Below are 22,695 nucleotides of genomic sequence, written 5' to 3'. Positions count from 1 at the left end.
TTTCCGAGTCGGCATTCGTCGCGCGTCGAGTGCCGACTCAGAGAAAGGAAGGGTGGGGTTGGACGCCGAAGGCGTTCAACGGGAGGGAATACTTTTCCCTTCCCGACCTTCTTTCTGCCTCGCTGCCGGGCGCCCCGCTACGGCGCCGGCGTCCAGCTCTGCTTCAGGCTGCGCAGGGTGAAGCTGCTCCGCGTGTGCCGCACGCCGGGCAGGCGGTAGAGCTTCTCCCGCAGCAGGCGTTCGTAGCCGATCGTGCCGCCGACCGCGGCCTTGATGACATAGTCGTATTCCCCCGTGACCAGCCAGGCCTCGATGATCTCGGGCATCTCGGTCACCGCCTGCTCGAAGCGGCGCAGGCTCTCCTCGTCATGGCGTTCCATCATCACCTCGATGATGACGGTGTCGGGCAGGCCAAGCTGCGCCTGGTCGAGGATCGCCACATAGCCCCGGATCACCCCGGCCTGCTCCAGCCGCCTCACCCGCGTCCAGCAGGGGGAGGGGGAGAGGCCGACCTGCTCGGCCAGCTCCGCATTGGTCAGCCGGGCGTTGCGGTGCAGGGCGCGGAGGATGCGGCGGTCGATGGCGTCGAGCCGGGGGGTATCGGGCTTCGGGGCGTCCATGGCGGAAGCTTCTGCCGCCCCCTGGCCCGGCGTCCAGCACATCGTGCTAGGGTTCGGCCATGCCCCGCGAGATTCGCCTGAACGCCTTCGACATGGCCTGCATCGGCCATATCCAGCACGGGATGTGGACCCATCCCCGCGACCGGTCCACGGAGTATCGCCGTCTCGACTACTGGACCGGCCTCGCCCGGACCCTGGAGCGCGGGTTGTTCGACGGGCTGTTCCTGGCCGATGTCGTCGGCATCTACGACGTGCTCGGCGGCAGCCCGGACGCCGCCATCCGCAATGCCGTGCAGGTGCCCCTCCTCGACCCGCTGCTGGTCGTGCCGGCCATGGCGGCGGTGACGACCCATCTCGGCTTCGGCGTCACGGTGAACCTGACCTACGAGGCGCCGGCGCTCTTCGCCCGGCGCTTCTCGACGCTCGACCACCTGACCGATGGCCGGATCGGCTGGAACATCGTCACCGGCTATCTCGACAGCGCCGCCCGCGCCATGGGCCTCTCTGGCCAGCAGGCGCATGACGCGCGCTACGACGCGGCCGAGGAATTCATGGCGACCGCCTACGCCCTCTGGGAGGGAAGCTGGGCCGCTGACGCCGTGCGGGCCGACCGCGCGGCGGGTGTCTATGCCGATCCGGGGAAGGTCGATGCGGTCAGCCGGGGCGGGATCGAGGCCATCCATCTCTGCGAGCCCTCGCCGCAGCGCACGCCCGTGCTCTACCAGGCCGGCGCCTCCGACCGCGGCCGGGAATTCGCGGCGCGCCATGCCGAATGCGTCTTCCTCAACCCCTCCAGCCCGCAGAACGTCGCGCGGCTGATCGCCGACCTCCGCAGCCGCGCCGCCCCGCGGCCGATCCGGGCCTTCGTGGGTGCGACCGTCATCCTGGGCCGGACCGAGGCCGAGGCGCGCGACCTGCTGGAGGACTACCGCCGCCATGCGAGCGTCGAGGGCGCGCTGGCCCATGCCGCCGCCTCCCTCGGCATCGATTTCGACCGCTTCGGCATGGACGAGCCGATCACCGCGACCGGCAGCAACGCCATCTCCTCGAATGTCGAGGCCATGGCGAAGGTCTTCGGTCCCGGCTGGACCAAGCGCCACCTGATTGACCGCTTCATCCTGGGCAGCCGGCAGGTGCCCATGGTCGGCACCCCCGGCCAGATCGCGGACCAGTTGATCGCCTTCGCCGAGGAGACGGGGGCGGACGGCTACAACCTCTCCCGCACCGTCATGCCGGAATGCATCGAGGCGGTGGCCGACCTGCTGGTCCCAGCCCTGCAGGAGCGGGGCGCCTACAAGACCGCCTATGCCCCCGGCACCTACCGCGAGAAGCTGTTCGGCGCCGGCCCGCTGCTGGCGGCGCCTCACCCGGCGGCAGGCTCTCGCGGTTGAGGGCTCGAACTGCGGAAGATCCTTCCGTCCTTTCGGCGGTGCACATCGAAATCCGGCAGGACATGCCGCGCGACCCGGTTCAATCTTCCGGATGAGACGGGCCGTCCGGGGGCTTGCCGTGCCACCCGGGCGATCCGACATTCCAAGGCCATCGGGCAGTGCTGCGGCGCCGCCCCGTCCGGGAGAGATCGAGCATGGGCAGCATCCAACGCCCCGAAGCCACCCTCGACGACCGTTGGGAGAAGGCCGGCGAGACGCTGCTGCTGACCGGCATCCAGGCCCTGGTCCGGCTGCCGCTGATGCGACGGCAGCTCGATGCGCAGCTCGGCTGGAACACCGCGGGCTATGTCAGCGGCTATCGCGGCTCGCCGCTCGGCACCTATGACCAGCAGCTCCAGAAGCAGGCGAAGCGCCTGGCGGAGCAGCACATCACCGTCCGGCCCGGGCTGAACGAGGACCTGGCCGCGACCGCCGTCTGGGGCACGCAGCAGGTCGCGCTCTACGGCAACCAGACCTATGACGGCGTCTTCGGCATCTGGTACGGCAAGGGCCCGGGCGTCGATCGCAGCGGCGATGCGCTGCGCCATGCCAACAGCGCCGGCACCGCGCCCAAGGGCGGCGTGCTGGCCCTGGCGGGCGACGACCCCTCCTGCAAGTCGTCCACCATCACCTCCGGCTGCGAATACTCCTTCATGGATGTCGAGATGCCGGTGCTCGACCCCTCGGGCGTCACGGAGATCCTCGATTTCGGCCTCAAGGCCCTGGATATGTCGCGCTTCTCCGGCCTCTGGGTGGGGATGAAATGCGTCGCCGAGACCATGGACGGCGCCGGCACGGTGCTGGTCGATCCGGCCGCCTATGCCAGCGTGACGCCGGACTTCGCCTTCCCCGCCGATGGCGTGCATATCCGGCTCCGCGACCACGCCATCCCGCAGGAGGAGCGGCTGCGGCACGTCAAGCTGCCGGCGGCGCTCGCCTTCGCCCGCGCCAATGGGCTGAACCGCATCGTCATGGACAGCCCGAATGCCCGCTTCGGCATCGCCGCGCGCGGCAAGGGCTATGCGACGCTGCGCCAGGCGCTGCGCGATGCCGGCATCACCGAGGAGCTGGCGCGCATGGCCGGCCTCCGCATCTGGAAGGTGGGTCTGGCCTGGCCGCTGGACGTGCAGGGCGCGCGGGACTTCGCGCGCGGGCTCGAGGAGGTGATGGTGGTCGAGGACCGCCGCCCGGTGATCGAGCCGCAGCTCCGCGACGCACTCTATGACATGGACGACCGGCCGCGCGTGACCGGCAAGCGGGACGAGCAGGGCCGCCGGCTGCTCTCGGACCTGACGGAGCTCGACACCGGCGCCGTGCTGCGCGCCCTCGCCGCCCGCCTGCCGGAGGCGTTGCAGACCGAGCAGCTCCGCGCCCGCCTGCGCGACCTGGACCGCATCGCGCAGTTGCAGATGCCGCCGATCCATGACCGGACGCCGCATTTCTGCCCGGGCTGCCCGCACAACACGTCGACGCGGGTGCCGGAGGGCAGCCACGCCATGGCCGGCATCGGCTGCCACACGCTGGCGATCTACATGGATCGCAACACCGACCTCTTCACCCATATGGGCGCGGAGGGCATGCCCTGGCTCGGCATGGCGCCCTTCGTCTCCGAGAAGCATATGTTCGTCAATCTCGGCGACGGCACCTATGCCCATAGCGGCAGCCTCGCCATCCGCCAGGCGATCGCCGCCGGCGCGAACATGACCTACAAGATCCTGGTCAACAGCGCCGTCGCAATGACCGGCGGGCAGACGGTGGATGGCGAGCTCGGCGTGCCGGAGATCGCCGCGCAGATGGCCGCGGAAGGTGCGGCGAAGATTGTCGTCGTCTCCGACGATCCGGAGCGGCATGTCGGCGATGCGCTGATGCCGAAGGGGGTGGAGTACCGCCACCGCCGCGACCTCGACCTGGTGCAGCGGGAGCTGCGCGAGGTGCCGGGCGTCACCATCCTGATCTACGACCAGCAATGCGCGACCGAGCGCCGCCGCAAGCGCAAGCGCGGGTTGCAGGCCGTGGCGGAGAAGCGCGTCGCGATCAATCCCCGCGTCTGCGAGGATTGCGGCGACTGCTCCCGCACCTCAAACTGCCTCGCCGTCGAGCCGATTGAGACCGAGTTCGGCCGCAAGCGGCAGATCGACCAGAGCGCCTGCAACCAGGACCTGAGTTGCGTGGAGGGGTTCTGCCCGTCCTTCGTCACGCTGGTCGGCGCCGAGCCGGTGAAGAAGAAGGCGCCGGTCGCGGGCGGCACGCTGCCCGAGCCTGCGCGGCCGGATGCGCGGGAGGGCGAGCCCGCCTGGAACATCCTGCTCGCCGGCGTCGGCGGCCAGGGCGTCACGGCGCTCTCGGCCATCCTCGGCATGGCGGCGCATCTCGAGGGGCGGCCGAGCCGCTCGGTGGACATGCTCGGCCTCGCGCAGAAGGGCGGCGGCGTCTTCGCCCAGCTCCGCATCGGCCGTGTCGGCGCGGCGCCGGAGACGATCGAGGCGCCGCGCATCGGCATGGGCCAAGCCGACCTGCTGCTCTCGGCCGACATGGTGGTGGCGCATGGCCGCACCGCCCGGCCGCTGCTGGGGTCCAACCGCACCATGGCGGTGCTGAACGCCGACCTGCAGCCGACGGCGCAGTTCGTGAAGGACACCAGCACGAAGTACGACCGCGACGGCATGCTGGCCAGCATCCGCGACGCCTGCCGCGAGGTCATCACCGTGCCCGGCGTGCAGGTGGTGGAGGAGGCGCTGGGCGACCTCATCTATCTCAATGTCTGGCTGCTCGGCATCGCCTACCAGAAGGGCCTCGTGCCGGTCAGCGCGGAGGCGATCAACCGGGCGCTCGAGCTGAACGGCGCGCAGGTCGACCGGAACAAGGCGGCCTTCGCCCTCGGCCGGCAGGCGGCCCTCGCGCCGGATTTCGGCGCCCTCGGGCCGGTGACGCCGGAGCGCGAGACGCTGGAGGCGCTGATCCGCCGCCGCGTCGCCGACCTCACGGACTACCAGAACGCCGCCTATGCCCGCGACTACGAGGCTTTCGTCGCCAGGGTCCGCGCCGCCGAGCAGGCGGCGGTGCCGGGCGAGGAGCGGCTGGCCCGCGCCGTCGCGCAGCAACTCTATCGCCTCATGGCCTACAAGGACGAGTACGAGGTCGCCCGGCTGCACAGCCTGCCCGAATGGCAGGCGAGCCTGGCGCAGCACTTCACCGGCACGCAGCGGATCGAGCTGAATCTGGCTCCGCCGATCCTGGCCAAGCCCGATCCGGTGACGGGCCTGCCGCGCAAGATCGCCTTCGGCCCCTGGATGCTGAAGACGATGGGGATGCTGCGGCACGGCAAGCGGCTGCGCGGCACCGCCCTCGACCCCTTCGGCCGGACCGAGGAGCGGCGCATGGAACGCGCCCTGATCGGCGAGTACCGCGCGGGCATCGAGCGGCTGCTGCGTCTGCTCTCGCCCGCGACGCATGTCTCGCCCGCGACGCATGCGAAGGTCTGCGACTGGGCGGAGGCGGCGGCAGGCATCAAGGGCTATGGCCACATCAAGGCGCGCAACGCGGCCGCGGCGCGGGAGCGGATGGCGGCGTTGGAAGCCGCGGTGACGGCGCCGCCGGTGGCGATGGCGGCGGAGTAGGGCCGCTACACGCCGGTCAGCAGCAGGATGTCGATGGCGCGCAGGATGGCGTCGTAGCTGCCATCCAGCGTGCCGATGGCGGGGCCGAGCTCCCGCCTCGGCACGGCGCTGAGCTGGTGGACGGCGAGGATATGCGGGGCGCCCTCGATCTCGAAGACCGGGTTCAGGTCGCGCACCGGCGTGCCGGCCTGGTCGGGCGGCAGCAGCGGCGCGACCACGCGCGTCGGCAGGTGATCCAGCAGATCGTGCTGCAGATCGACGACCAGCACCCCTTCCAGGCGATGCAGGTCGAAGCGCGCCACCTCAGAAGGTCCGGAACCGGGCGAGCGGCAGCCCATGCTTCGCCAGCGGCTCGGCCCAGGACTCCATGGCCTCGCGGTTCTCGGCCTGCCAGCGGCGCTGGCGCGCGGTGCGGACGGCGGCGGCCAGGCCTTCCTCGCAGGCGCGGGAGAGGTTGACTTCCAGCGCCTTGGCCTCGGCGACCAGGGCTTCGGGCAGGCTGACATTCGTGGGACGGCGAGTGGTGGCGGACATGACCGAGGCCTCCTGCGCACAGGATATGCGCAGGGTTGCATCCGGGTCCAACGGAGTGCGTTCGACCAACCACCCCTGCCGGCCCGAGATTGCTGTACGGAGCGGGGGCTTTGCCACTCTCCGAACGAATCGATCGGCTCTGGTGCCCCGCCCCGGCAAAGGTCGAAAGACCGTCGGGAACCAAGCGTTTTCTCGCGCGGCGAGTGTGCTACGAGATCCTCGTGCTTATTCCGGCTGGGGCGGGCAGCAAGAAAGGACCGATCTTGACCTAAATCGGACTCTCGCGCTCGGGTTCCATATCGATCTACGCAGAGCTGCTACATTACCACGGTTGGCTAGCAGTCGACCTTTTCCGTGCAAAGCCGCCGGGGAAGCCTGCGCCGAATTAGAACGTGGTTATCTGAAATCAATCTCGTCTAGGATTCATTTTCATTACTACTTTTGTTGCTTCAATTAGAAAAATATCTTGCACCCCTGGCGTATATTGACCGGCTTCGAGTACTTCGCCGCGCAGATTTTTTTCAAATCTCAATCCGTGAGGCTCATTGTAAACTGAAAGGCTCGAGGCCGCTGCCGCATCATCTTCTGAATGAAGAAAAAGCGTAAGATTTACGGGATTTTTTCCGTCGGTTGGGTAGTACCTCGCGTGAAACATGCACCTACGAAAACGCACGACAAGCGCGGGCGCATCTGATCCTTGGTCTGCAACTTGCCTCACCAGTTCCTCGGTGACCTGCGAAGTGCGAGTTATTTCGTGCATCCACTCCCGCCACATCAGTAGCTCTGGATTCGCCGTACTCAGGTTAGAAATCGCACTTTTTAGATCTGCATGTGTGGCTCGAACAAAAGTAGCTGTCGAAGCTTGACGCTGCTGGTGCTCGACTTCAATGCGGGCTTGTGCCTGTAACATTTCAACCGCGGCCCTTGCGCTTTCGTCCGGTGGGTAGGCAATAATCGCGCGTAGCATGTCAGCGAATTGTGCAAGGTTTGGGCGTGCGTCGGCCATGACAGAAGCAGCTTTAGACACAATCAACATAGCATGTTGCATCTTCGGATGGCGATCAAACTTTAAAGAAAGATCATATTCTTTTAAGTACCCCATAGATTCTGGAAAAAAACTTCCACGTATTCCATTGATCATAGACCAATACAATTTACTAAGGCTGAATACATCACCTTTCTCGGTTACTGTGTCAATTCGTCCTGTCGAGTACTCCGGTGGTCTGTAGGCTAGAGCACCCATTGCGCGGTTCGCGGGTGTTAGTCGCACATCCTCCGCAAGGTAAGCGCAGCCAAAATCCGCTACATAAAGCGTGTCTTCATTTTTTCTATACAAAAGATTTGTTGGCTTTATTTCACGATGATAGATCGCGCGTTCGCGGACGGCTAGAGAAGCGAGAGTTTCTGCTACGGGTATTAAGGCGCGTGCTGCCTTTTCGGGTTGGCCTGCAAATCTTTCGATAACCTGATCAAGGTTTCCGTCCAATCTTTCCATAACGATTTCAAGGCCGTCTTCGCGTTCGCGAACTTGCTTGACCGCAACCACTCGAAGGTCAACGCCGCCCGCCAGCGAGGCCAATATTTCTGCTTCACGCTTAAACCTACCCACGGCTTCTGCATTTGCGCCCGGTTTAAGGCGCTTGATTGCAGCTTGCCCGTCGGACCATACAACCGCGTTCCCTCCTTCGCCGAGCTGCTCCCATTCGCGGGGCACGCCTGGATGTTTCGGCTTCCACAGGTTCTTCTCGTTCATCTGCCCTGATACCGTTCCCCTTTGGAGCCTCACTGAGTATAACGCTTCCAGCGGTCCTTGCTTCTGCGAAGGTGGGGAATGCTGCGCAAGTCCGGGTCTTCGCCGCTTGCTAGCAGCCCCCTCGACACTCCGCGCCCGCGTTGCCGAACCCACGCTTGAACGCCCGCCGAGGCGCGTCTGCTGATACCCTGGCGCGACATGCCCCGCCGTCGCAACGCCTCCACGGTGCTTGGCTAGCGCAATGTATCGGACAGGTGCCGCACCAACTACTGTGCCTCCTATCTGAAGGAGTGACCCGTGACGATGGCTCACGGCCCGGAGGTCCGCTCCCCGCCCATTTTCGCCATTCGAACATCGTGCCGCAGCCCCGGCCACTTCTGGCAACTCTCGCGGCTGGAGGAGGAATTTCTTGCATAACGTCTTTGATATAAGATAAAATACCTATTTCATCCACCCGGACCCACCACCCCATGCCCACCCCCAACATCCTCCCGGCCCCACCCCCCAACTTCCCCACCCCCGACGCCAGCCTCGCCGCCCCCCTCGGCCCCAACGAGCAGGAGTTCGACTTCACCACCCTCTCGCCCCCGCTCCGCGCCGAGCCCCCCAATCCCCGCCGCCGCGGCCCGCGCTGCCACGCCCCGCGTACCGCCTGGGGCGCGCCCGATCCGCTCGATCCCAACCTCCTCCCCGCCCGCCCCTGGCAGCCCCTGTCGCCTGGCAGCCCCTGTCGAATGCGGAGTGGGAGTGCATCTCCCTCCTGCTCTGGGGCTCCGGCTGCGGCTTCCGCGGCCCGCAGCGCACCCGGCCGGATGCCGAGACCATGGAGAACCCGCGCGCCAGGCTGGACGCCATCTTCCGCGGCGTGACCCTGAAATGGCAGGGCCCAAAGGGCGCCTACCGCGCCCCCTGGCGCGCCCTGCCGGAGCACATGGGCAAGCCGGATACCGTCAGCCGCACCCATCGCCGCTGGGCACACGCAAAGCTCTGGCGCCGCCTGCTGCAGGCGGTCTTCGAGCCCGACGCGCCGGAGGAGCTGCGCGGCCTGGCCCACTGGATCTGCTGCGCCTATCGCCGCGCCATCCGCGTCATGGGCCTCGCCGCCATCACCTTCGCCCGGACGCTCGGCGCCCATAGCGCGCTGCCCGCGCCGCCGCACTGGCTGCCGGATGAGAGGCTGCACGCGCCCTGGCAGCGCCTGGTCCAGGGCATCGCCGCGGCGCTGGCCGCAGGCCTCCCCTGGCAGCCGCCGCCCGGCCTGGCGGGGGAGGCCGACCTGCCCCTGCTCTGGGACCGCATCATCGGCCGCAAGCCCCTGCCGCGCTGGGCCGAGCCGGCATGAGCCGGTCGTGTCCGAACCAGGAATTCCGCGGCCTCCCGCGTGGCGCGGCGCCGGCGGCGGAACGACGTGGACGCGCCGCTTTACGTAGATTATACGTAGAAACAAGCAAGGGCCTTGCCATGTCCAGCCGAGCAGCCGACCAGCGGAAGCTGACGATCACCGTCGATGCCGATGTCTATGAGGGGCTGCACGACCGCATCGGCCCGCGCGGGATCGGACGCTTCCTCAGCGACCTGGCACGGCCGCATGTCGTCGGTGGCGATGCCCTCGCCACGGCCTATGCCGCCATGGCGGCCGACGAGGCGCGGGAGCGCGAGGCGGAGGAGTGGTCCGAGGGCCTGATCGGCGACGTCGCCGATGACCGCTGAGGCCCCGCCCCGGCGTGGCGAGGTTTGGTGGGTCGCCTTTGACCCGTCCATCGGCGGCGAGATCCGGAAGACGCGCCCTGCCATCCTGGTCAGCAACGACTACGCCAATGCGGCGCTGAACCGGGTACAGGTCGTGCCGCTGACGAGCAGCACCGGTCGGCTCTATCCTTCGGAAGCCTATGTGACGCTCGGCAATGACAGGAGGAAGGCGATGGCGGACCAGGTGGCGACGGTCAGCAAGCAGCGGCTGCGCGGCCGCATCGGCGCGATCTCCGGGGCCGAGCTTGCGGCCGTGGAGCGGGCCCTTCGCCTCCAGCTCGGACTCTGACCATGCCCCTCGACACCCAACCCGCCCCGGCCGCCGGCTTCGACCTGCCGGAGGCGACCCGCGAGCTGCGCGAGACCGCGCTGGCCTTCGCCCAGGACCGCCTCGCCCCGAAGGCGCTCGAATGGGACCAGGCGCGGCATTTCCCGGTCGAGGAGATGCGCGAGGCCGCGGCGCTCGGCATGGCCGCGCTCTATGTGCGGGAGGAGTCGGGCGGCGCCGGCCTCACGCGCCTTGACGCCGCCGTCGTCTTCGAGGCGCTGGCGACCGGCTGCCCCACCGTCTCGGCCTATCTCTCCATCCACAACATGGTCGCCTGGATGATCGACCGCTTCGGCAGCGACGCGCAGCGCGCGCAGTGGCTGCCGGACCTGATCCCGATGCGGAAGGTCGCCAGCTACGCGCTGACCGAGCCGGGCAGCGGCTCCGATGCCGCGGCGCTGCGGACGGGGGCGGTGCGCGACGGCGACGACTACGTGCTCGACGGCACCAAGCAGTTCATCAGCGGCGCCGGCGCCTCCGACCTCTACCTCACCATGGTCCGCACGGGCGGAGAGGGGCCAGGCGGCGTCTCCGCCCTGCTGGTCCCGAAGGAGACGCCGGGCCTCAGCTTCGGCGCCAACGAGAAGAAGATGGGCTGGAACGCCCAGCCGACCCGGCCGGTCATCTTCGACGGCGCACGCCTGCCCGCCACGGCGCTGCTCGGCGAGGAAGGGCAGGGCTTTCGCTTCGCCATGGCCGGGCTCGATGGCGGCCGCCTGAACATCGCCGCCTGCTCGCTCGGCGGCGCGCAGGCGGCGCTCGACAAGGCGCTGGCCTATGTCCAGGAGAGGCGCGCCTTCGGCAAGGCGATCGCCGACTTCCAGAACACCCAATTCCGCCTCGCCGACATGCAGACGGAACTCGAGGCCGCCCGCACCTTCCTCTGGCGCGCCTGCGCCAAGCTGGACGCGAAGGCGCCGGACGCGACGGCCTTCTGCGCCATGGCCAAGCGCTTCGTCACCGATACCTGCTCGAAGGTCGCCGACGACGCGCTGCAGCTCCTCGGCGGCTATGGCTACCTCGCGGAGTACGGCATCGAGAAGATCGTCCGCGATCTCCGCGTGCACCGCATCCTCGAGGGCACCAACGAGGTCATGCGGCTGATCGTCGCACGGTCGATGCTGGGGAGGCGCGGATGATCCTTTGGGGCTACTGGCGGTCCACGGCCGCCTGGCGCGTGCGCATCGCGCTGAACCTGAAGGGAATCGCGGTGGAGCACCGCTTCCGCCACCTGCGCCGCGGCGAGCAGCGCTCGGCGGAGGCGCTGGCGCTGAACCCGCAGGGCCTCGTGCCCGCGCTGGTGCTGGGGGACGGCACGGTCCTGACGCAATCGCTGGCCATCTGCGAATACCTCGACGAGACGCATCCGGCGCCGCCGCTGCTGCCGGCCGACCCCGTCCTCCGCGCCCGGGTCCGCGCCTTCGCCCAGGCGATCGCGGCGGAGGTCCACGCCGTGCAGAACCTCAAGATCCTGAACCGCGTGAAGGCGCTCGGCCACACGCAGGAGACGGCGAATGCCTGGGCGCATGACACCATCGCCGAGGGGCTCGCGGCCTGCGAGGCGCTGGTCCGCGACCGGCCCGGGCCCTTCTGCTTCGGCGACCGGCCCGGCCTCGCCGACATCGCGTTGGTCCCGCAGCTCTACAATGCCAGGCGCTTCGGGGTGGACCTCGCCGGCCTGCCGCGCCTGCTGGCCGCCGAGGCGGCCTGCCTCGCCCTGCCCGCCTTCGCCGAGGCGGCGGCGGAGCGGCAGGCGGATGCGGAATGACCTTGCAACCGAGGCGCGCATACCGCACATCGGTTGCATGGCGATACGATATGCCGTCGGTCCCCTGGTCGCCCTGCTGAGCCTTCCCGTGCCGGCCGGCGCGCAGCAGCGTGTCCTGGTCGTGCCGGCCGAGGCCGGGGTCGCGGTTCCGCCTCGCGGCGCGCCGCTGGTGGCCCGACCCGCTCCGGCGCCCCGGCCGCGGCCCGCCCGCCTGTCCGGCCCCGCGCCGGAGCCGGCAGCCACGGTGCCGCCGGCCGTCGCGCTGCTGCCGCTCGCCGCCGCGGCGGCCCTCGCCGCGACGCTCTCGGGCGGCGGCGGAGGCGGCGCCGGCCTCTCCGCCCCGGTGCGGACCCGATAGGTCCGGGCGAGGGCGTCCAGGCGCCCCTGGCCGGTGGGTGACGCAGGAGGCTTTCCCGGCCCCGCCCGCACATGTTGCGGGTCTGCTGGCGCGGCGCGCCTCCCGGGCGGTTCGCTCAAGCCGAGCGCGGCGGCCTTTCCAGCTCGCGGCCGATATTCGCTCGCGCCCGCGCCTCGAAGGTGGCGTGCAGCTTCGGGTGGCGCAGCATTCGCGGGGCCGCCCGCATGCGGCCGAGGAAGGCGCGCTGCGCCTCGGCATAGGTCGCGTCGTCCAGGTGCCGTGCCTCGGCCCGCAATTCGCGCCCATTGCGCTCGAAGGTCACCGGGTCCTCGCCGATCGGCGTCAGGTCGAGGTCGAGCATCCATTGCCGCGCGGCCCCGCGCTCCCCATGCGGCAATCTGGCATTCAGGTGGTCGCAGGTGGCCCGGATGGTATCGGCGACCCAGGCGATCTCCGCCGGGGTGAAGCCGCGGAGCCGGCGCGCCGCCCGCTCCCACAATTCGGCCGAGCGGGCCTCGTTGTCGCAGGCGCCGGGGACCAGCACCGAATCATGGAACAGGATGGCGGCGGCGATCAGCTTCGCCATCCGCGGGCGGCGCATCGGGCCGCTGCGGCCGAAGCGGCGATGCCTGGCCCAGAGCACGGCCAGGTGCCGCATGCCGTGATAGCCCCGCCACGGCTCGCCCATGCGGCGCAGCAGGTCCGCCCGGACCGGAGCCGGCAGGTCCAGCATGCCGAGCAGGTCATTGAAGCCCCGGGGCCGGTTCATCGCGACCGCTGTGGCCAGGAGGTGGTGGGCAGGGTCATCGGAAGGCGCATCAGCCCAGGGCACGAGGCAGCCGCCATGAACGGCGCTTCGGCGGAGCAGGAACGACGAGAGGCGGAATTGGGAGAACTCCTGCGACAGGGGCGCGGCGGGCCGCGGAAGCGGCGTCGTCACCAGAGGCGCCCCATGGATCACGGTACCGCCATCGCGCGGCGGCTTCACATGGCTGCAAACGGATCGTCCCGCCAGTGTCCTGGCGCACGGTCCGGGCCGGTCGGCGAAAGCTGCGCAGGGGCGGGTGCGAGGCCCGGACCTTGCCGGCCGGATGTCGGCTACGCACGACCATCGGCGAGGGTTCCGCCAGGGGATCGGTCCGGCAACAAGGTCTGGCGAGGTCGGCTTCTTGGCCGGTGCCCGGCGCGGCGCCGGGCGGCTCCCGGCCAGGGCGCCACGATGCAACCTGCGGCGGCGGATCGGACGGCATGGGGGGATCCTGCATGGCCCCATCCTGGCGCGACCCGCGCAGAACCGAAACGAGGATGCTGTAACGGACGCCGCGGCCTGTGCGCCATCGCACAGCCCGTCTTGCGCCCCGGACCGCACTGGGCTGTCCTGGCTTACGGATCATACATCCCATATTGTTCCAGGTGGCATTCCCCGATGGTCCAGGGTCCCGAGGATGAGCGGCTATCCCGCTTCCCCATGCTGCGCGAGGTCGATGCGGTCCTGCTCGCGGAGGCAGCGCGGCACGCCCGCTGGCGCCGCGTCCAGCCTGGCGAGGCCGTCATCGACTACGAGGACAGCAGCGACGACGTCTTCCTGATCATCTCCGGCACCGTCCGCGTCGCCGTGCATTCCGCCAGCGGCCAGGAGGTGATCCTGGGCGAGCTCGGCCCCGGGGAGACCATCGGCGAGATGTCGGCGATCGACGGCGCCAACCGTTCGGCGAACGTCACGGCCGTGCACAATTCGCTGCTCTGCTGCCTGCCGCGGACCGCCTTCCTGGACCTGGTGCTGAAGGCGCCCTCCGCCGGGCTGCAACTGCTGCGGCTGCTGACGCAGCGGCTGCGGCTGCTGGATGCCCGCAACGTGGAGATGGCGGTCCTGCCGGTGCGGTTCCGCCTGCTGGCGGAACTGCTCCGGCTGGGCCGGCCGCGGGAGGACGGGCAGCTCCGGATCAGCCCGCCCCCGCCGCAGCACGTGCTCGCCGCCCGGATCGGCGCGCGGCGGGAGGCGGTCTCGCGCGAGCTCTCCGCCCTGGCGCGGGAGGGGCTGGCGACGGTCAGCCGCCAGAGCATCCTGCTGCCGAATCCCGACCTGCTGCGGGAACAACTGCGGCGCGCCATGGGCGGCGACACCGGCAAGGGCCGGAAAAAGACCTAGAGCAGATCGCCGCGGAGTGGAAACGCTCGGAGGCGAGACTCTGCTCTACAAATCAAACGCCTGGCCGGCCGCTATTCGGCGGCGGCGACCGGCCGCTTCGCCCGCCGCTCGCCGACCAGCGCCATGGCCATGGTCGCCACGATGAAGAAGACCGAGGCGGCGAAGACCAGCAGCGGCTGGCCGTGGTCCATGAGCAGGCCGTAGAGCATCGGCCCCACCGTCCCGCCGATGTTGAAGCCGGTGGTGACGATGCCGAAGACCCGCCCCACCGCGTCCGGCGGCGCCACGGCCCGCACCATCATGTCGCGCGAGGGCATGATGAGGCCGGAGAGGAAGCCGGCCGCGCCGAGCGCCGCGACCAACGCGACCGGCCCGAGCGGCACCGCGCCGACCAGCGCCACCAGCGCGCCGGTCATGCCGAAGCCGAGCGCCGCGACGTCGCCATGCCGCCGCGTGCGGTCGGCGACGATGCCCCCGGCCAGCACGCCGAAGGCCGAGAGCAGCATGAAGGCGCTGAGGGCGACATTGGCGATGGCAAAATCGACCCCGCGGCCATTCACCAGCGCGGCCACCGAGAAGTTCTGCACCCCGCCGGTCGAGAGGCTGAGCAGGGCGAAGAAGGCGGTCAGCATGATCACCGCCGGCGTCAGGACCGAGCCGCCCTCCGCCGTCGCCCTGGCCTTCGCGGCGCGCGGGGCCGGAACCGGGTCACCGGCCAGCGCCAGCGGGATGGCGGCGGCAAGGGCGAGGAGGCCGGCGGCGATCAGCGCCGCGGAGAGGCCGCCGATGGCCGAGAGGCCCAGCATCATGGCCGGCGCCAGCGCGCCGCCGATATAGCCGGCGAAGGTGTGGATGGAGAAGGCGCGGCCGATCCGCGCCTCCCCGATGCTGCGGGACAGCATCTCGTAGTCGGAGGGATGATAGACGGCATTGGCGAGGCCGAGCGCCGCGGCCGCCGCCAGCAGGGCGGGGTAGGAGGGGAAGAGGCCGAGCGCGACGAAGGCCGCGGCGCCGAGCCCGAGGCCCGCCACCAGCACCCGGCGCGAGCCGAACCGGTCCACCGCATAGCCCATCGGCGCCTGGGTGACGCCCGAGACGATGTTGAACAGCGTCAGCGCCAGGCCGAGTTCGATGAACCCGACCCCGAGGCGGGCCTGCAGCAGCGGGAAGAGCGGCGGCAGCACCAGGATATGGACATGGCTGACCAGGTGCGCGGCGGAGACGAGCGACAGCGTGCGCATCTCGGCCGGTGCCCAGCCGCGGCCGCCCTGCTGGTCCATGGATCTGCGTTCCCTCTCTGGCCTCCCCGCCAGATGGGGTCGCGGGGCGCGGGCGCCAGGATCGACCGGACAGTGCCGGCCTGGGAAGCTGCGGCGGCCCGGGGCAGACACGCGCCCCGGGCATGGGTCCCGGGGGTGGCCAGCCGCGACCCGGAGCGGCCCGCCCGGCTCCGGCCATCCGCCGTCAGGCCCGCGCCACCCCCGCCATCGGCGCGGTGCCGCGGCCCCGCCTAGCGCCGAAGCCGCCGGATCTGGTAGCTGTCGAAGGTGTATTCCGAGAGCTGGAGCCACTGATAGGCGTCCTGCCGGAAGGCCGCCATCTCCCGGTAGACCTCGGCATAGACCGGGTCGGCCGCCGAATACTCCTCGTGCATCTTCGTCGTCTCGTCGAAGCAGGCGTCCAGCACCGCCTGCGGGAAGGGGCGAAGCTGCGCGCCCGCCGCCACCAGCCGCTTCAGCGCCTGCGGGTTCAGCGCGTCGTACTTGGCCAGCCCCAGCGAGGTGGTCGCCGCCGCCGCGGTCTGCAGGATGCTGCGATAGGCCGCCGGCAGTTCCTCGTATTTCTGGCGGTTGACGATGAGCGAGAGGATGCCCGTCCCCTCCCACCAGCCGGGGTAGTAGTAATAGGGCGCGACCTTGTAGAGGCCGAGCTTCTCGTCGTCATAGGGACCGATCCACTCGGCGGCATCGATCGTCCCGCGCTCGAGCGAAGGGTAGATGTCGCCCGCGGCGATCTGCTGCGGCACGCTGCCGAGGCGCTGGAAGACATGGCCGGCCAGCCCGCCGATGCGGAACTTCAGGCCCTTCAGATCCTCGACCGAGCGGATCTCCTTGCGGAACCAACCGCCCATCTGCGCGCCGGTGCTGATCAGCGGCCAGCAGAGCACGTTGTGCTTGGCATAGAGCAGGCGGTTCAGCTTCTCGTTGCCGCCCATCTCGTAGAGGTAGGCCATCTGCTGCCGGCTGTTCAGGCCGAAGAGCAGCACGGTGGCGAACATGAAGGCCGGGTCGGTGCCGATCGAGTAGGAGGAGGCCGTGAAGCAGCTCTCGACGAAGCCCTTCGAGGTCGCCTCGCGCGCCTCGAGCGCCGGCACGATCTCGCCCGGCGAGAAGATACGGATGGTGAAGTCGCCGTCGGTCGCCTCGCCGACCATCTTCGCGAATGTCGTCGCGGCGCCGTAGAGCGTGTCGAGGTTGCGGGGGAAGCTGGAGGTCAGCCGCCAGCTCACCTTGCGGTTCGGTTGCGCGAGGGCCGGCGCGGCGAGGCCGGTCGCGGCCGCAGGCAAGGCCGCGGCCTTCAGCACCTGTCGTCTGTCCATTGTCCTGGGTCCCTTCCCGGACGGGCGTCTTGGCGCGCCCGCCATGGGCCGGAGCCTATCCCGGATCGCCGCGGGGCGGAAACGTCCGCCGGCCCGCCGGCCCGCAAGCTTCGCTTTTCTCGGGCTTGTCTCCTGGCCTAGCCTTGCCGGGTCGGAAACAAGACGACGGAGGAAACGCGATGCGGGTGACGACCGTGGCGGCTTCTGCCGCCCTGATGCTGCTGACTGTCGCCGGCCAGGCCCATGAGCCCGGCGACCACGCGCCGATGCAGATCGCCCAGGCCCAGGCACCGGGCGCCGCGCCGGCGGCCCCGGCGGCCGGCGGCAACTGGTTCCCCTCGAAATACGGCCCGAACGACACCATCGGCGCCATGAACCTGCTGACGCCCCAGAAGGTGCTGGAGGCGGCGCGGCTGGTGCAGCGCGGCCAGGTCTATGCGCTCGGCGTGCCGGTGGGTCGGGAGACGCCGGCCTATCCGCCGCGCTTCGCCGCGGTCACGGTCATGATGCCCGACCAGTTCGCCGGCGGCATCGTCCCCTCGGAGAACAAGGTCTCCTATGCGGACGACATGTTCACGGGCTGGCTCGGCGTCGGCAGCCAGCTCGACAGCTTCGCGCATCTCGGCATCGACAACACCTTCTACAACGGCAACAAGGCCGCCGACTTCATGCGCACCACCGGCGTCACGAAGCTCGGGGTGGAGAGCGTGCCGCCCATGGTCTCGCGCGGCGTGCTGGTGAACATGGCCAAGGCCCGCAACAAGGAGATGCTGGACGAGGGCGAGATCATCACCGCCGACGACCTGCGCGCGGCGATGCAGGCCCAGGGCGTCGCCATCCGCCAGGGCGACGTCGTCCTGATCCATACGGGCTGGGTGGCCATGCTGGAGCGCGACCCCGCGCGCTTCGGCCGCGGCGAGCCCGGCATCGATGCCGGCGCGGCGGAGTGGCTGGCGGGCCAGGGCGTGGTCGCGGTCGGCGCCGACACCTGGGGCGTGGAGGCGGTGCCCTTCAAGAACCCCAACCGGATCTGGGAAGGCCACCAGATCCTGCTGGCCAAGAACGGCGTCCACATCCTGGAGGTGATGGACACCCGCGCCCTGGCGCGCGACGGCGCGACGGAGTTCCTCTTCGTGCTCGGCCAGCCGCGGCTCAAGGGCGCGGTGCAGGCGATCATCAACCCGATCGCCATCCGCTAGGGTGAAGGCCGAAGCCCCGCAGCCGGCAAGGTCCGGATGCGGGGCAGGCGTCGGCTCAGTCGATCTTCACCACCAGCTTGCCGAAATTCGCGCCCTTCAGCAGGCCGATGAAGGCTTCCGGCGCCTTCCGCAGCCCCTCCGCCACGTCCTCCCGCCAGGTCATGCGGCCATCCGCCATCCAGCCCAGCATGTCCTTGCGGAATTGCGGGTAGCGCGGCCAGCCGGTGTCGCTGACGATGAAGCCCTGGATGCGCAGGCGCTTGCGCACCACCGCGCCGAGATTGGGGCCGGGCGGGCCGCCGAAGCTGTCGGCACCCTCCACCACATTGTACTGCGCGATGACGCCGCACATGACCATGCGTGCGAAGTCGCGCAGCCGGGGGAAGATCGCCGCCTGCACCTCGCCGCCCACGTTTTCCCAATAGACGTCGATGCCCTCCGGGCAGTGCTGGTCGAGCTGCGCCTTCAGGTCGCCGCGATGGTCGATGCAGGCGTCGAAGCCCAGCTCCTCCGTCACGTACTGGCATTTCCGCGGCCCGCCGGCGATGCCGATGACCTTGCAGCCGCGGATCTTGGCGATCTGCCCGACGACCTGGCCCACCGCGCCGGAGGCGGCCGAGACCACCACCGTCTCCCCGGCCTTGGGCTGGCCGATATCCTCGAGCCCCACCCAGGCGGTCAGGCCGGGCATGCCGAGCACGCCGAGATTGGCCGAGAGCGGCGCCTCCTTCGGGTCCACCTTGATCAGCCCGGCCGGCTTCACGCAGGAGAAGCGCTGCCAGCCATAGCCGCCGGCGACCGAATCGCCCGGCGCGAAGCCCGGCGCCTTGGACGCCACCACGACGCCCGCAGTGCGCCCTTCCATGACGGTGCCGAGTTCGACCGGCTTCGCGTAGCTCTTCGCCTCCGACATCCGCCCGCGCATATAGGGGTCGAGCGAGAGGTACTGGTGCCGCACCAGCACCTCGCCCTCCTGCGGCTCCGGCGCGGGCGTCTCGACGATCTCGAAATCCTCCGGCACCGGCTCGCCCTTCGGGCGGCGGCGCAGCAGGACCTGCAGGTTGGGCTCGGCCATGGCGTCCTCCTTGGTGGTGCCCGGAACATCGCCCCGCTTGCCGCCGACGGAAAGGGGGCCACCTGCGCGGCATGACCCAGCGCCCCCTGGAACGCGTCGCCGACTATCCCCGCCCGCCGCGGCTGGAGCCGGACGACCGGCTGGTCCGCATCATCCTGGGCGGGGAGGAGGTCGCGCGCACGCGCGAGGCCTGGCGGGTGCTGGAGACCTTCCACCCGCCGACCTGGTACCTGCCGCCCGATGCCTTCCGCCCCGGCGTGTTGCGCCCCGCGCCGGGCGGCAGCCTCTGCGAATGGAAGGGACGGGCACGCTACTGGACCCTGGCGGCCGGCGGGCGCGTGGCGGAGGCCGCCGGCTGGTCCTATCCCGACCCGACCCCCACCTTCGCCGCCATCGCCGAGCATGTCGCGGTCTATGCCGGGCGGATGGATGCCTGTTTCCTGGATGACGAGCAGGTCACGCCCCAGCCGGGCGGGTTCTACGGCGGCTGGATCACCAGGGAGCTGGTCGGCCCCTTCAAGGGCGGCCCGGGAACGCAGGGCTGGTAGAGTTGGGGAGCCGTTCCGCCATCCCTGCGTTGACAGGACGGGCGCCGGTCGAGGCGCGCCGCCTGGCGCGGCCTGCCGCGCCGGCCCTGAACGGCACCGGAGTTGCGCATGCGGATAGGTCACCTGATGCTCGGCCTTGCTGCCGGGCTTGCCCTCGGCGCCTGTGCGGACATGCGCACGGGCAGCGACCCCGGCGGCCGCGCCCCGGCGGTGTCGGGCGGCGGCACCGGGGCGGGCGCCGGCGCCTATGGGCCCGGCGCGGGGCGGAATGCCTATACCAGCACCTCGCAACCGCTGCGGGTGCCGAGCCTCGGGATGAATCCGAGCGGTGGCGCTGGAGGACCCTGACCCGCGCGGCCGGCGGGCCTGATGCAACCCCGCCACGGTCTGCAAATCTCCGCCGGATGGCGGCGGGATGACGCGCCAGCGAACCGTTGTGGTCGGCGCTGGAACGCCCTAGGGTCGCTGGCATCGTCACCCCGGAGTGGAGACAACGCCATGCGCACCCATACCCTGCTGGCCGGCCTGCTGGCCGGGCTCGCCCTTGCCGCCTGCGCTGATCTGAATGCCCCGAGCGGCCCGCCTGTCTCCGGCACCACGGCCGGCCCCGGCGCCGCGCCGCTGAAGCAGGAGGCGCGTGACACCATGGGCGCCAATAGCGGGAATGCCTCGGGCGGCACGGCGACGATCACCGGCACGCGGACGACCGGCGAGGGCGGCACCCGCCCCGAGGTCACCTATTCCGGCCAGTCCGGCAGCAGCGGCGTTGGCAGCACGACCCCGGTCCAGCCGACCGTCCGCAGCCGCTCCAACAAGGGCGGCGGCTGATCGCCGCGGCGGGGCTCAGCCGAGCCCCGCCAACTCCCGCCACTCGGCCTCGGTCAGGACCCGCAATCCGAGTTCGGCGGCCTTGGCGGCCTTGCTCCCGGCATCGGCGCCGACCACCACGAAATCCGTCCGCTTCGAGACGCTCTTGGTCACCTTGGCGCCCAGCGCCTCGGCCCGCGCCTCCGCCTCCGGTCGTGTCATGGTCTCGAGCGTGCCGGTGAAGACGAGCGTCTTCCCGGCGAAGGGCGAATCGGCCGCGGCGGCGAAGTCCGCGGGCGCCGGCGTGACGTAGCCGGCGAGGTCGTCCAGCGCCGCCAGGTTGCGCGGCTCCTCGAAGAAATCGACCAGTTCCTGCGCGATGGCCGGGCCGATGCCCTGGATGGAGCCCAGCTCCTCCCGCGCCTCGGAGCCGATGATGCGCGCGGCCAGCATCCGCTCCCGCCACTCCGGCAGGGAATGGTAGTGGCGCGCCAGCAGCTTGGCATTGGCCTCGCCGATGCGGCGGATGCCGAGCGCGAAGATGAAGCGCTCGAAGGGCGGCGTGCGGCGCGCCTCGATGGCGCGGACCAGGTTGCGGGCGGAGAGCTCGCCCCAGCCCTCCAGCGCCGCGATCTCCTTCTCCCTGGCCGGGAGGCGGAAGATGTCGGCGGGGGACTTCAGCCAGCCGAGGTCGTGGAGCTGCTGGATGCGCTCCTCGCCCAGCCCCTCGATGTCCAGGGTATTGCGGGCGACGAAATGCTTCAGCCGCTCCACAGTCTGCGCCGGGCAGATCAGGCCGCCGGTGCAGCGCCGCACCACCTCGCCGGGCGGGCGGACGGCATGGCTGCCGCAGGCGGGGCAGAGTTCGGGAAAGGCGTAGGGTTGGCTCTCCGGCGGCCGCTTCTCCGGCACCACGGCGACGATCTGCGGGATGACGTCGCCGGCGCGCTGCAGCACCACCGTGTCGCCCGGGCGGACATCCTTGCGGGCGATCTCGTCCTCGTTGTGCAGCGTCGCGTGCTGCACGATGACGCCGCCGACATTGACCGGCTGCATGACCGCCCGCGGCGTGAGCGCGCCGGTGCGGCCGACCTGGATCTCGATCCGCAGCAGCGTCGTGGTCGCGCGTTCCGCCGGGAATTTCCAGGCGATGGCCCAGCGCGGCGCCCGGCCGACGAAGCCGAGGCGGCTCTGCCAGTCCAGCCGGTCCAGCTTGTAGACCACGCCGTCGATGTCGTAGGCGAGGCCGGCGCGCTGCTCGCCCATGCGCGCCTGGAAGGCCGCGGCGGCGGCCTCGTCGGGCAGCAGTTCCGAGAGCGGGTTCACCTGGAAGCCCCAGTCGCGGAGCTGCGCCAGCCAATGCCAGTGGCTGTCCACCGGCACGCTGCTGGCCGCGCCCATGGCATAGGCGAAGAGCTTCAGCGGCCGCTGCGCCGTGATCCGGGAGTCGAGCTGGCGCAGGCTGCCGGCCGCGGCATTGCGCGGATTGGCGAAGACGCGCTGGTTCTTCTCCCCCGCCTCGATGCGGCGGGCCTGCTCGGCATTGAAGGCGAGGAACTCCGCCTTGGCCATGAAGACCTCGCCGCGGATCTCGATGCGCTCCGGCGCCTTGCCCTTGAGGCGAAGCGGCAGGTCCTTGAGCGTCCGCAGGTTGGCGGTGACGTCCTCGCCCTCCGTCCCGTCGCCGCGCGTGGCGCCGTGGACGAAGCGGCCGTCCTCATAGACCAGGTTGACCGACAGCCCGTCGATCTTCGGCTCGCCGACGAAGCCGAGGATGTCGTCCTTGAGGCCGAGGAAGCGGCGGATGCGGGCGCAGAACTCGGTGAAGTCCTCGGGCGCGAAGGCGTTGTCGAGGCTGAGCATCGGCACGCCGTGGCGGAAGTTGGCGAAGCCCTCGGCGGCCTGGGCGCCGACCCGCTTCGAGGGGCTGTCGTCCCGGATCAGGCCGGGGAAGCGGCCCTCGATGGAGCGGTTGCGGCGGACCAGCGCGTCGTAGTCGGCGTCGCTGATCTCGGGCGCGTCTTGCTCGTGATAGGCGCGGTCGTGACGCGCGATCTCGGCGGCCAGCGCGGCAAGCTCGGCCGCCGCCTCCTCCTCGGTCAGCGCCTCGGGCGGGTGGGCGCGGAGGTTGGTATGCGCCACCCCCGCATCCCGCAAGACT

The 22,695-nt window shown here is 70.2% G+C and carries 22 protein-coding genes; 13 read left to right on the top strand and 9 right to left on the bottom strand.

Annotated elements, in window-relative coordinates:
* Positions 1-137: 137 nt before the first annotated feature.
* Entirely contained in the window at positions 138-620 is a 483-nt protein-coding gene (locus Q7A36_RS23235) for an Lrp/AsnC family transcriptional regulator (protein ID WP_305106140.1), read from the bottom strand.
* A gap of 59 nt (positions 621-679) precedes the next feature.
* Between Q7A36_RS23235 and Q7A36_RS23230 the strand changes: the two genes are divergently transcribed.
* Positions 680-2,011, top strand: coding sequence for an LLM class flavin-dependent oxidoreductase (locus Q7A36_RS23230; RefSeq protein WP_305106139.1), 1,332 nt, complete (start codon positions 680-682; stop codon positions 2,009-2,011).
* A gap of 194 nt (positions 2,012-2,205) precedes the next feature.
* Positions 2,206-5,667, top strand: coding sequence for an indolepyruvate ferredoxin oxidoreductase family protein (locus Q7A36_RS23225; RefSeq protein WP_305106138.1), 3,462 nt, complete (start codon positions 2,206-2,208; stop codon positions 5,665-5,667).
* Between the two features lie 5 nt (positions 5,668-5,672).
* Here Q7A36_RS23225 and Q7A36_RS23220 read toward each other — a convergent pair whose 3' ends face one another.
* From Q7A36_RS23220 to Q7A36_RS23210, 3 genes are all read right to left on the bottom strand, one after another.
* Positions 5,673-5,969 carry a CcdB family protein gene (locus tag Q7A36_RS23220; RefSeq protein ID WP_305106137.1) on the bottom strand — a complete coding sequence of 99 codons (297 nt, stop codon included), beginning with the start codon at positions 5,967-5,969 and terminating at the stop codon, positions 5,673-5,675.
* A gap of 1 nt (position 5,970) precedes the next feature.
* Entirely contained in the window at positions 5,971-6,201 is a 231-nt protein-coding gene (locus tag Q7A36_RS23215) for a type II toxin-antitoxin system CcdA family antitoxin (protein ID WP_305106136.1), read from the bottom strand.
* Between the two features lie 406 nt (positions 6,202-6,607).
* Positions 6,608-7,954, bottom strand: a complete 1,347-nt coding sequence (locus Q7A36_RS23210) for a protein kinase domain-containing protein (protein ID WP_305106135.1) — start codon at positions 7,952-7,954, stop codon at positions 6,608-6,610.
* A gap of 823 nt (positions 7,955-8,777) precedes the next feature.
* Here Q7A36_RS23210 and Q7A36_RS23205 point away from each other — a divergent pair.
* The 6 genes from Q7A36_RS23205 to Q7A36_RS23180 all read left to right on the top strand — a co-directional run bounded on the left by Q7A36_RS23205 (position 8,778) and on the right by Q7A36_RS23180 (position 12,157).
* Complete coding sequence (locus tag Q7A36_RS23205; RefSeq protein ID WP_305106134.1) at positions 8,778-9,296, top strand: hypothetical protein; 519 nt, start codon at positions 8,778-8,780, stop codon at positions 9,294-9,296.
* Between the two features lie 119 nt (positions 9,297-9,415).
* Entirely contained in the window at positions 9,416-9,664 is a 249-nt protein-coding gene (locus Q7A36_RS23200) for a hypothetical protein (RefSeq protein WP_305106133.1), read from the top strand.
* Complete coding sequence (locus Q7A36_RS23195) at positions 9,654-9,992, top strand: type II toxin-antitoxin system PemK/MazF family toxin (RefSeq protein WP_305106132.1); 339 nt, start codon at positions 9,654-9,656, stop codon at positions 9,990-9,992. Before Q7A36_RS23200 ends, Q7A36_RS23195 begins: the two co-directional genes overlap by 11 nt.
* A 2-nt stretch (positions 9,993-9,994) precedes the next feature.
* Complete coding sequence (locus tag Q7A36_RS23190; RefSeq protein WP_305106131.1) at positions 9,995-11,170, top strand: acyl-CoA dehydrogenase family protein; 1,176 nt, start codon at positions 9,995-9,997, stop codon at positions 11,168-11,170.
* Positions 11,167-11,799, top strand: coding sequence for a maleylacetoacetate isomerase (gene maiA, locus Q7A36_RS23185; RefSeq protein ID WP_305106130.1), 633 nt, complete (start codon positions 11,167-11,169; stop codon positions 11,797-11,799). The genes Q7A36_RS23190 and maiA overlap by 4 nt, the downstream gene beginning before the upstream one ends.
* 37 nt (positions 11,800-11,836) lie before the next feature.
* The gene (locus Q7A36_RS23180) at positions 11,837-12,157 is read left to right on the top strand and encodes a hypothetical protein (RefSeq protein ID WP_305106129.1); all 321 of its coding nucleotides are present in this window, start codon (positions 11,837-11,839) and stop codon (positions 12,155-12,157) included.
* A 115-nt stretch (positions 12,158-12,272) separates the two neighbouring features.
* On the opposite strand, the gene Q7A36_RS23175 is transcribed toward Q7A36_RS23180, so the two are convergent.
* A complete protein-coding gene (locus Q7A36_RS23175; protein ID WP_305106128.1) occupies positions 12,273-12,926 on the bottom strand; it encodes an HD domain-containing protein in 654 nt (217 codons plus the stop codon).
* Between the two features lie 657 nt (positions 12,927-13,583).
* Between Q7A36_RS23175 and Q7A36_RS23170 the strand changes: the two genes are divergently transcribed.
* Entirely contained in the window at positions 13,584-14,306 is a 723-nt protein-coding gene (locus tag Q7A36_RS23170) for a Crp/Fnr family transcriptional regulator (RefSeq protein ID WP_305106127.1), read from the top strand.
* 71 nt (positions 14,307-14,377) lie between these two features.
* On the opposite strand, the gene Q7A36_RS23165 is transcribed toward Q7A36_RS23170, so the two are convergent.
* Positions 14,378-15,586, bottom strand: coding sequence for an MFS transporter (locus Q7A36_RS23165; RefSeq protein WP_305106126.1), 1,209 nt, complete (start codon positions 15,584-15,586; stop codon positions 14,378-14,380).
* Positions 15,587-15,816: 230 nt separating this feature from the next.
* Positions 15,817-16,905, bottom strand: a complete 1,089-nt coding sequence (locus Q7A36_RS23160; RefSeq protein WP_305106125.1) for a TRAP transporter substrate-binding protein — start codon at positions 16,903-16,905, stop codon at positions 15,817-15,819.
* Positions 16,906-17,084: 179 nt separating this feature from the next.
* Here Q7A36_RS23160 and Q7A36_RS23155 point away from each other — a divergent pair, with 179 nt between their 5' ends.
* Complete coding sequence (locus Q7A36_RS23155) at positions 17,085-18,104, top strand: cyclase family protein (RefSeq protein ID WP_305106124.1); 1,020 nt, start codon at positions 17,085-17,087, stop codon at positions 18,102-18,104.
* Positions 18,105-18,159: 55 nt separating this feature from the next.
* Here Q7A36_RS23155 and Q7A36_RS23150 read toward each other — a convergent pair whose 3' ends face one another.
* Positions 18,160-19,179: an NADP-dependent oxidoreductase gene (locus tag Q7A36_RS23150; RefSeq protein ID WP_305106123.1), complete on the bottom strand. Its 1,020-nt coding sequence runs from the start codon at positions 19,177-19,179 to the stop codon at positions 18,160-18,162.
* Positions 19,180-19,250: 71 nt separating this feature from the next.
* On the opposite strand from Q7A36_RS23150, the gene Q7A36_RS23145 reads away from it, so the two are divergent.
* From Q7A36_RS23145 to Q7A36_RS23135, 3 genes are all read left to right on the top strand, one after another.
* Positions 19,251-19,727, top strand: a complete 477-nt coding sequence (locus tag Q7A36_RS23145; RefSeq protein ID WP_305106122.1) for a DUF427 domain-containing protein — start codon at positions 19,251-19,253, stop codon at positions 19,725-19,727.
* 108 nt (positions 19,728-19,835) lie between these two features.
* On the top strand, positions 19,836-20,075 hold the full coding sequence (locus Q7A36_RS23140) for a hypothetical protein (protein ID WP_305106121.1): 240 nt from the start codon (positions 19,836-19,838) through the stop codon (positions 20,073-20,075).
* Between the two features lie 150 nt (positions 20,076-20,225).
* The gene (locus Q7A36_RS23135) at positions 20,226-20,555 is read left to right on the top strand and encodes a hypothetical protein (RefSeq protein WP_305106120.1); all 330 of its coding nucleotides are present in this window, start codon (positions 20,226-20,228) and stop codon (positions 20,553-20,555) included.
* A gap of 15 nt (positions 20,556-20,570) precedes the next feature.
* Here Q7A36_RS23135 and ligA read toward each other — a convergent pair whose 3' ends face one another.
* Positions 20,571-22,676, bottom strand: coding sequence for an NAD-dependent DNA ligase LigA (gene ligA, locus Q7A36_RS23130; RefSeq protein ID WP_370655699.1), 2,106 nt, complete (start codon positions 22,674-22,676; stop codon positions 20,571-20,573).
* Positions 22,677-22,695: the final 19 nt, after the last annotated feature.

The sequence above is a fragment of the Paracraurococcus lichenis genome, from assembly GCF_030657435.1.
In the GTDB taxonomy this organism is placed as follows: Bacteria; Pseudomonadota; Alphaproteobacteria; order Acetobacterales; family Acetobacteraceae; genus Paracraurococcus; species Paracraurococcus lichenis.
Note: the sequence above shows the minus strand (reverse complement) of the source record. Positions and strands in the feature narration are given on the sequence as shown.

Bases quoted from the DNA above. Each gene is read 5' to 3' on its own strand.
- Q7A36_RS23155 (WP_305106124.1), top strand. From the start codon at position 17,085: ATGCGGGTGACGACCGTGGCGGCTTCTGCCGCCCTGATGCTGCTGACT.
- Q7A36_RS23140 (WP_305106121.1), top strand. From the start codon at position 19,836: ATGCGGATAGGTCACCTGATGCTCGGCCTTGCTGCCGGGCTTGCCCTC.
- Q7A36_RS23225 (WP_305106138.1), top strand. From the start codon at position 2,206: ATGGGCAGCATCCAACGCCCCGAAGCCACCCTCGACGACCGTTGGGAG.
- Q7A36_RS23165 (WP_305106126.1), bottom strand. From the start codon at position 15,586: ATGGACCAGCAGGGCGGCCGCGGCTGGGCACCGGCCGAGATGCGCACG.
- Q7A36_RS23190 (WP_305106131.1), top strand. From the start codon at position 9,995: ATGCCCCTCGACACCCAACCCGCCCCGGCCGCCGGCTTCGACCTGCCG.
- Q7A36_RS23230 (WP_305106139.1), top strand. From the start codon at position 680: ATGCCCCGCGAGATTCGCCTGAACGCCTTCGACATGGCCTGCATCGGC.
- Q7A36_RS23200 (WP_305106133.1), top strand. From the start codon at position 9,416: ATGTCCAGCCGAGCAGCCGACCAGCGGAAGCTGACGATCACCGTCGAT.
- Q7A36_RS23210 (WP_305106135.1), bottom strand. From the start codon at position 7,954: ATGAACGAGAAGAACCTGTGGAAGCCGAAACATCCAGGCGTGCCCCGC.
- Q7A36_RS23160 (WP_305106125.1), bottom strand. From the start codon at position 16,905: ATGGACAGACGACAGGTGCTGAAGGCCGCGGCCTTGCCTGCGGCCGCG.
- Q7A36_RS23195 (WP_305106132.1), top strand. From the start codon at position 9,654: ATGACCGCTGAGGCCCCGCCCCGGCGTGGCGAGGTTTGGTGGGTCGCC.
- Q7A36_RS23150 (WP_305106123.1), bottom strand. From the start codon at position 19,179: ATGGCCGAGCCCAACCTGCAGGTCCTGCTGCGCCGCCGCCCGAAGGGC.
- Q7A36_RS23215 (WP_305106136.1), bottom strand. From the start codon at position 6,201: ATGTCCGCCACCACTCGCCGTCCCACGAATGTCAGCCTGCCCGAAGCC.
- Q7A36_RS23135 (WP_305106120.1), top strand. From the start codon at position 20,226: ATGCGCACCCATACCCTGCTGGCCGGCCTGCTGGCCGGGCTCGCCCTT.
- Q7A36_RS23180 (WP_305106129.1), top strand. From the start codon at position 11,837: ATGGCGATACGATATGCCGTCGGTCCCCTGGTCGCCCTGCTGAGCCTT.
- Q7A36_RS23205 (WP_305106134.1), top strand. From the start codon at position 8,778: ATGGAGAACCCGCGCGCCAGGCTGGACGCCATCTTCCGCGGCGTGACC.
- Q7A36_RS23170 (WP_305106127.1), top strand. From the start codon at position 13,584: ATGGTCCAGGGTCCCGAGGATGAGCGGCTATCCCGCTTCCCCATGCTG.
- maiA (WP_305106130.1), top strand. From the start codon at position 11,167: ATGATCCTTTGGGGCTACTGGCGGTCCACGGCCGCCTGGCGCGTGCGC.
- Q7A36_RS23175 (WP_305106128.1), bottom strand. From the start codon at position 12,926: ATGAACCGGCCCCGGGGCTTCAATGACCTGCTCGGCATGCTGGACCTG.
- Q7A36_RS23235 (WP_305106140.1), bottom strand. From the start codon at position 620: ATGGACGCCCCGAAGCCCGATACCCCCCGGCTCGACGCCATCGACCGC.
- Q7A36_RS23145 (WP_305106122.1), top strand. From the start codon at position 19,251: ATGACCCAGCGCCCCCTGGAACGCGTCGCCGACTATCCCCGCCCGCCG.